The organism is Mycolicibacterium elephantis DSM 44368 (assembly GCF_004014805.1).
Classification (GTDB): Bacteria; Actinomycetota; Actinomycetes; order Mycobacteriales; family Mycobacteriaceae; genus Mycobacterium; species Mycobacterium elephantis.
In genome coordinates, this window is the sequence record NZ_ATDN01000051.1 from 1 (window position 1) to 5,052 (window position 5,052).

General features: G+C 67.9%; 7 protein-coding genes and 2 pseudogenes. 7 read left to right on the forward strand and 2 right to left on the reverse strand.

Annotation, left to right across the window (positions count from 1 at the left end; translation table 11 throughout):
- A pseudogene (locus tag MELE44368_RS22725) lies at positions 1–222 on the reverse strand (cytochrome ubiquinol oxidase subunit I); the annotation flags it as partial.
- A 159-nt stretch (positions 223–381) separates the two neighbouring features.
- Between MELE44368_RS22725 and fdxA the strand changes: the two are divergent.
- The 3 genes from fdxA to MELE44368_RS22740 are packed head-to-tail and all read left to right on the forward strand — an operon-like array spanning position 382 to position 1,673.
- The gene (fdxA, locus tag MELE44368_RS22730; protein ID WP_128110560.1) at positions 382–726 is read left to right on the forward strand and encodes a ferredoxin; all 345 of its coding nucleotides are present in this window, start codon (positions 382–384) and stop codon (positions 724–726) included.
- The gene (locus MELE44368_RS22735) at positions 726–1,370 is read left to right on the forward strand and encodes a helix-turn-helix transcriptional regulator (protein ID WP_128110561.1); all 645 of its coding nucleotides are present in this window, start codon (positions 726–728) and stop codon (positions 1,368–1,370) included. The genes fdxA and MELE44368_RS22735 overlap by 1 nt, the downstream gene beginning before the upstream one ends.
- A gap of 9 nt (positions 1,371–1,379) precedes the next feature.
- On the forward strand, positions 1,380–1,673 hold the full coding sequence (locus MELE44368_RS22740; protein ID WP_046750579.1) for a hypothetical protein: 294 nt from the start codon (positions 1,380–1,382) through the stop codon (positions 1,671–1,673).
- On the opposite strand, the gene MELE44368_RS22745 is transcribed toward MELE44368_RS22740, so the two are convergent.
- On the reverse strand, positions 1,670–2,314 hold the full coding sequence (locus MELE44368_RS22745; protein WP_128110562.1) for a sensor domain-containing protein: 645 nt from the start codon (positions 2,312–2,314) through the stop codon (positions 1,670–1,672). The two genes, MELE44368_RS22740 and MELE44368_RS22745, sit on opposite strands and share 4 nt — an antisense overlap.
- Before the next feature lie 56 nt (positions 2,315–2,370).
- Here MELE44368_RS22745 and MELE44368_RS22750 point away from each other — a divergent pair, with 56 nt between their 5' ends.
- The 4 genes and pseudogenes from MELE44368_RS22750 to MELE44368_RS22765 form a co-directional block, all read left to right on the forward strand.
- Positions 2,371–3,381, forward strand: a complete 1,011-nt coding sequence (locus tag MELE44368_RS22750; protein ID WP_128110563.1) for a uroporphyrinogen decarboxylase/cobalamine-independent methonine synthase family protein — start codon at positions 2,371–2,373, stop codon at positions 3,379–3,381.
- A gap of 167 nt (positions 3,382–3,548) precedes the next feature.
- Positions 3,549–4,034 carry an SRPBCC family protein gene (locus MELE44368_RS22755; RefSeq protein ID WP_128110564.1) on the forward strand — a complete coding sequence of 162 codons (486 nt, stop codon included), beginning with the start codon at positions 3,549–3,551 and terminating at the stop codon, positions 4,032–4,034.
- On the forward strand, positions 4,031–4,360 hold the full coding sequence (locus MELE44368_RS22760) for an ArsR/SmtB family transcription factor (protein ID WP_241566736.1): 330 nt from the start codon (positions 4,031–4,033) through the stop codon (positions 4,358–4,360). Before MELE44368_RS22755 ends, MELE44368_RS22760 begins: the two co-directional genes overlap by 4 nt.
- 120 nt (positions 4,361–4,480) lie before the next feature.
- A pseudogene (locus tag MELE44368_RS22765) lies at positions 4,481–5,052 on the forward strand (hypothetical protein); the annotation flags it as partial.

The following is a 5,052-nucleotide window of genomic DNA, read 5'->3' on the forward strand; positions in this document are numbered from 1 at the left end:
CTGCTCGTTGGACAGGAACTGCAGCCCCGGCATCGCCAGCTCGGTACGCATCAGCAGCGCCATCAACCCGCCGGCCACGAAGAAGGCGATCGACGTCGCGATGTACATGATCCCGAGGACCTTGGGATCGGTCGTCGTCAACAGCTTGTAGACCAGCGAACCCTTCGGGCCCTGTCGTGGAGGGGCCGGTCTGGTGGGGGTCCACGCGGTGATGACGCTCATGACTCATTGCCCCTTGCAGCACAAGATTTCCCGAACACGTGGCCCATTACCGTCCCTTCGCCAGGGTTTTATTTAGATGACTATAGTCCTCTAAATTGGTCCACGGCACCAGCCCCCAGGACCGTTTTTACAAGTTGATGTTGTAGTAATGTACGGGTCATGACGTACGTAATCGGTCAGCCCTGTGTGGACGTCAAAGACCGTGCCTGCGTGGAGGAGTGCCCCGTCGACTGCATCTACGAGGGCGCCCGCATGCTCTACATCCACCCCGATGAATGTGTCGACTGCGGGGCCTGCGAGCCGGTGTGCCCGGTCGAGGCGATCTACTACGAAGACGACCTGCCCGACGAGTTGCAGGTCTACACCGAGGAGAACGCGAAGTTCTTCACCGACACGCTGCCTGGGCGCGATCAGCCGCTCGGTTCACCCGGCGGGGCCGCGAAGCTCGGGCCCATCGACGCCGACACGGAAATGGTGGCTGCCCTTCCGCCGCAGGGCGAGTGATGCGCCGGGGACGACGCGATCGCATTCTGGAGGCGTTGCGCAACTCCGCCGAGGCGCGCAGCATCTCCAGCCTGGCAGACGAGATCGGCGTGCACCCCAACACCGTTCGCTTTCACCTCGATGGGCTGGTGAAGGCCAAGCTCGTCGAAGAGATGACGGATCGGGTATCGGGTCGGGGACGCCCGCCCACCCGGTACCGTGCCAGCCGTAGGATGGATCGGGCCGGGCCGACCAACTATTCCCTGTTGGCGGCCGTGATGACGGATTACGTTGCGACACATGCACGGGACCCCGTGCGCGCCGGCACCGAACTGGGGCGATCGTGGGGTCCGAAACTGACGAAGCGCCGGGCGCCGTCGAGGGAGCAGGCCCTCGACGATTTCGTCGACGTGCTCGCCGAGGTGGGCTTCGGACCCGAGCCGCCGACGACGCGCCCGGTACATGACATCCGGCTCCGGCACTGCCCCTTCATCGAGGTCGTGGACCGGCACCAGCCCGTCGTCTGCGCGCTGCATCTCGGGCTGATGCAGGGCGCGCTGACCGCTATGCAGGCGCCGTTGGCCGTGGATCGCCTGGACCCCTTCGTCGAACCGGATCTCTGCGTTGCGCGCCTCAGGACGACCACAGAAGGCGACGAGAGATGAGGAGCGGCGATGACCGACGATGTGCAAGACATAGATCCGCTGGGTGACCACGACTATCTGGTTCGGGCGGCTCTCGACGACGAGGTGGTGACGATTCGGGTGCACGCCGCCCCGGAAGTCGTGCAGGACATCGCCGGCGAGCAGGCCGACGAGCTGCGCGTCGTCGCCGCCACCCTCGACTATCTGGGCAAACGCCAACGATTCGACGAGTTACCCGGGCAGCTGGGCCTGGACGACGTCGCCAGCGCATACGACGACTACGTCCGCGACCTGCGACACCAATTCGCCACGCACGACGCCTAGTTCGGCACCTTGGCCAAGATGTTGGACATCACGATGGACGGCACCGAGCTGGGAAACCTGCACGCGGTCACCTCGACCAGGACGACGTTCTTGACGCTGTAGTCGCGTCCGCACCCGTTGTCGGTGCGGGTCTGCAGCGAGTCCGGCGTGACGGTCGCGTCGCCGACCAGCATCGGGCCCAACGGCGTTGTGCGGCAACCGTCGGCGCGCGCGACGAGATCGTCGAAGGCCCGGCGCGCGGTGTCGGGATCGCGGTAGGCGGCGGCGCCTTGCGAGATCAGGCCGCCGCCGGGCGGGTGCTGAAACGTCGTCTTGTGGAACTCTTCGACGTCAGGGCCGAACGTCTGGGTCTCGGCGAAGATCCATTGGCACTGCGACGGTGTCGTTTCCGCGAAATGGTCGATGTCGACTGGGATCTTGCCGTCCATGGTCGGAATGATCGTGAGATCCTCACCGGCTCCGGTGATGGCGCGCATCTGCGCCTGGTCGAGCATGATCGTGTCGACGTCCAGCGGGGACAACGACTCGTCGTCGATGCCCGGTACCGCCCGTACCGCACTGCCGGTCACCGTCTGGGCGCACCCCGCGACCAAGAACGTCGCCGCCCACCACAGGAGCACAGTTCCCGGCGATACCCGCATGGCCTTCCTTCCAGCCTTCGGGAAAGAGGTTAGCCCGATCGCATACTGTCAAACGAGTGAGCGCTTTCGCAGCAGCGACCGGTATCGGGTCCTGGCCCGGAACGTCGCCGCGCCAGGCCGCCGAGGTGATCGTCGGCGAACTGCACACCCTGCCGCATCTGGCCGAGTTGCCCGCCCGCGGCGTGGGCGCCGACATGATCGGTCGCGCCGGCGCGCTGCTGGTCGACATCGGCATCGACACCGTGCCGCGCGGCTATCGGGTCGCCTCCGGCCGCACCGCGGTGGCCCGGCGGTCGGTGAGCCTGCTCGACGAGGACCTCGACGCTTTCGAGGAAGCGTGGGAAACCGCGGGTCTGCGCGGCAGCGCACGCACGGTCAAGGTGCAGTCGCCGGGGCCGATCACGCTGGCGGCCCAGCTCGAGCTGCCGAACGGCCACCGCGCGATCACCGATCATGGTGCGCTGCGGGATCTGGCGGTGTCGCTGGCCGAAGGGATGGCGGCACACCGCGCGCAGCTGGCCAGGCGGCTGGACACCGCCGTGGTCACGCAGCTCGACGAACCGCTGTTGGCCGATGCACTGGCCGGGCGCCTCACCGGGGTGACCAGCCTGACACCCGTGCACCCGGTCGACGAGGCGGTCGCGATCGGGCTTCTCGATGACCACGTCGGCACCGTCGGCTCCGACGTCATGTTGCACAGCTGCGCATCCGGGCTGCCGTGGAACCTCTTGCAGCGCAGCGCGATAGCGGCGGTATCGGTGGATGTGACCACGCTCGCCGCGGCCGACCTCGACGGTATCGGCGAGTTCGTCGAATCCGGTCGCACGGTGCTGCTCGGCGTCGTTCCCGTCACAGCGCCGGGCGCGGAACCGAACGTCGCGGAGGTCGCCAAGGCGGCGGCCGCGATCACCGACAGGCTCGGGTTTCCCCGATCGGTGTTGCGCGAACGAATCGGCATCACCCCGGCGTGTGGGCTGGCCGGGGCCACCCCGGAGTGGGCACGCGCCGCCGTCGAGTTGACCCAGAAGGTCGCCGACGTGCTCGGTGAGGACGCCGACGCCATCTGAGGTTCGGGATCGCCTCCGGTGACCGCCGATTTCTGCGGTAGGGCAGCGCTCGGGCATCGCATCACGACCCTGCGGCAGAACTCGGCGTCGCAGCAAAGACCCGCAATCCGGGGGTTGCGCATTACGCCGTCGCGGTCGTAGGGTGACACGCAACCAGGAGGTTGCACATGGGTTCGGATCGAATCGAAAAGCAAGTCGTGCTGAAGGCCCCGCTGGAGCGGGTCTGGCGGGCGATCAGCGACGCCGACGAGTTCGGCCAGTGGTTCGGGGTCCGCTTCGACGGACCGTTCGTCGAGGGCGCCGCGCTGACCGGGGTGATGACCCCGACGGCGGTCGACGAGGACGTCGCCAAAAGCCAAGAGCCGTATGCGGGTACAGCCGATACCTGGTGGATCGTCGCGGTGGAGCCACCGCACCGCTTGGCCTACCGATGGCGCCCGTACGCCGTCGACGACGGCGAGGACGGCCCGACCACCCTTGTCGAGTTCACCCTGCAGGAGACCGCCGACGGCGTGCTGTTGCGCATCGTCGAGTCCGGGTTCGACGCCATACCCGCGGATCGTCGCAGGGCGGCGTTCGAGGACAACAGCACGGGATGGGCCGCGCAGGTCGAGCTTGTGCGCAAGTACGTCGCGATGCGCGAGACAGTGTGAGCACCTCGGCTCTTCTCGACCGGGCGCCGGTGTTCGACGCGTTGGGCGACCCGAACCGGCTGCGGATCATCACCCGGCTGTGCGACGGCGGACCCTGTTCGACGACCGAGGTGACGCGGGCGGTGCCGGTCACCCGGCAGGCGGCGGCCAAACACCTTGTGCTGCTGGAGACTGTCGGCCTCGTCAGCAGTCAGCGCCGCGGCAGGGAACGCATCTGGCAGGTGCGGCCGGAGTCGCTGGCCGACGCCAGCGACTATTTGACGAGTTTGTCGCGACGTTGGGATCGAGCGATCGACCGGTTGCGGGCTTACGTCGAAGTCGAATAACGGACACGCGCCGACAATCTGCGTGCGTTCGGCGGGACTGCCCATGTTTGGTGCCTTCGCGTGCGACAATTCTCTGCACTTCGGCGTCGAGCCGTCTTTGCCACTGGCAGGAGAGGAATTGTGGCCCACTTTCGCCAACGCCTCGCGGCAGGTGTTGGTGTCGTATCGGTGTGTCTGTCGATCGGCGGTGCCGGGTTGGCGACGGCCACGGCGGATCCGGGCGGGTCGCGCGGTGGTGGCTCGGATCGCGGGTCCAGCTCCGACCGCGACGGCGGGCACGGCCGCCACGGTTCGAAGGGCAACCATGACAACCGCGGTCACCGGTCCGACGTCGGCCAGCGACGTCAAAGCAACGACGGCAACGGAAACGGGCGATCCAACCGTGACAACGACGGACCCAAGTCGCGGGTCGGTTCCGGCCGCGACGAAGCCCCGCTGCCGATGCCGAACGCGCGGGCCAGTGCGAACGCCGGTGGGGCGGTAAGCGCCAACGTCGGCGGGCCGGTCAGCGACGGTTTGCCGCCTGCGACGGGACCGGCGCCGGGCGACAACCCGGCCGGCGGCACCGGCACGGCTGTCGACGCGCCGGCCGTCAGCGCGATCGTCGCGCCGAGCGTCGGCGCCGGTGGCACCGCGCCGGCGGCGGGGCCCGCAGACACGTTCCAGCCGCCGCGCGTGACCGTCGGCAACGG

Bases quoted from the DNA above. Each gene is read 5' to 3' on its own strand.
- fdxA (WP_128110560.1), top strand. From the start codon at position 382: ATGACGTACGTAATCGGTCAGCCCTGTGTGGACGTCAAAGACCGTGCC.
- MELE44368_RS22735 (WP_128110561.1), top strand. From the start codon at position 726: ATGCGCCGGGGACGACGCGATCGCATTCTGGAGGCGTTGCGCAACTCC.
- MELE44368_RS22740 (WP_046750579.1), top strand. From the start codon at position 1,380: ATGACCGACGATGTGCAAGACATAGATCCGCTGGGTGACCACGACTAT.
- MELE44368_RS22745 (WP_128110562.1), bottom strand. From the start codon at position 2,314: ATGCGGGTATCGCCGGGAACTGTGCTCCTGTGGTGGGCGGCGACGTTC.
- MELE44368_RS22755 (WP_128110564.1), top strand. From the start codon at position 3,549: ATGGGTTCGGATCGAATCGAAAAGCAAGTCGTGCTGAAGGCCCCGCTG.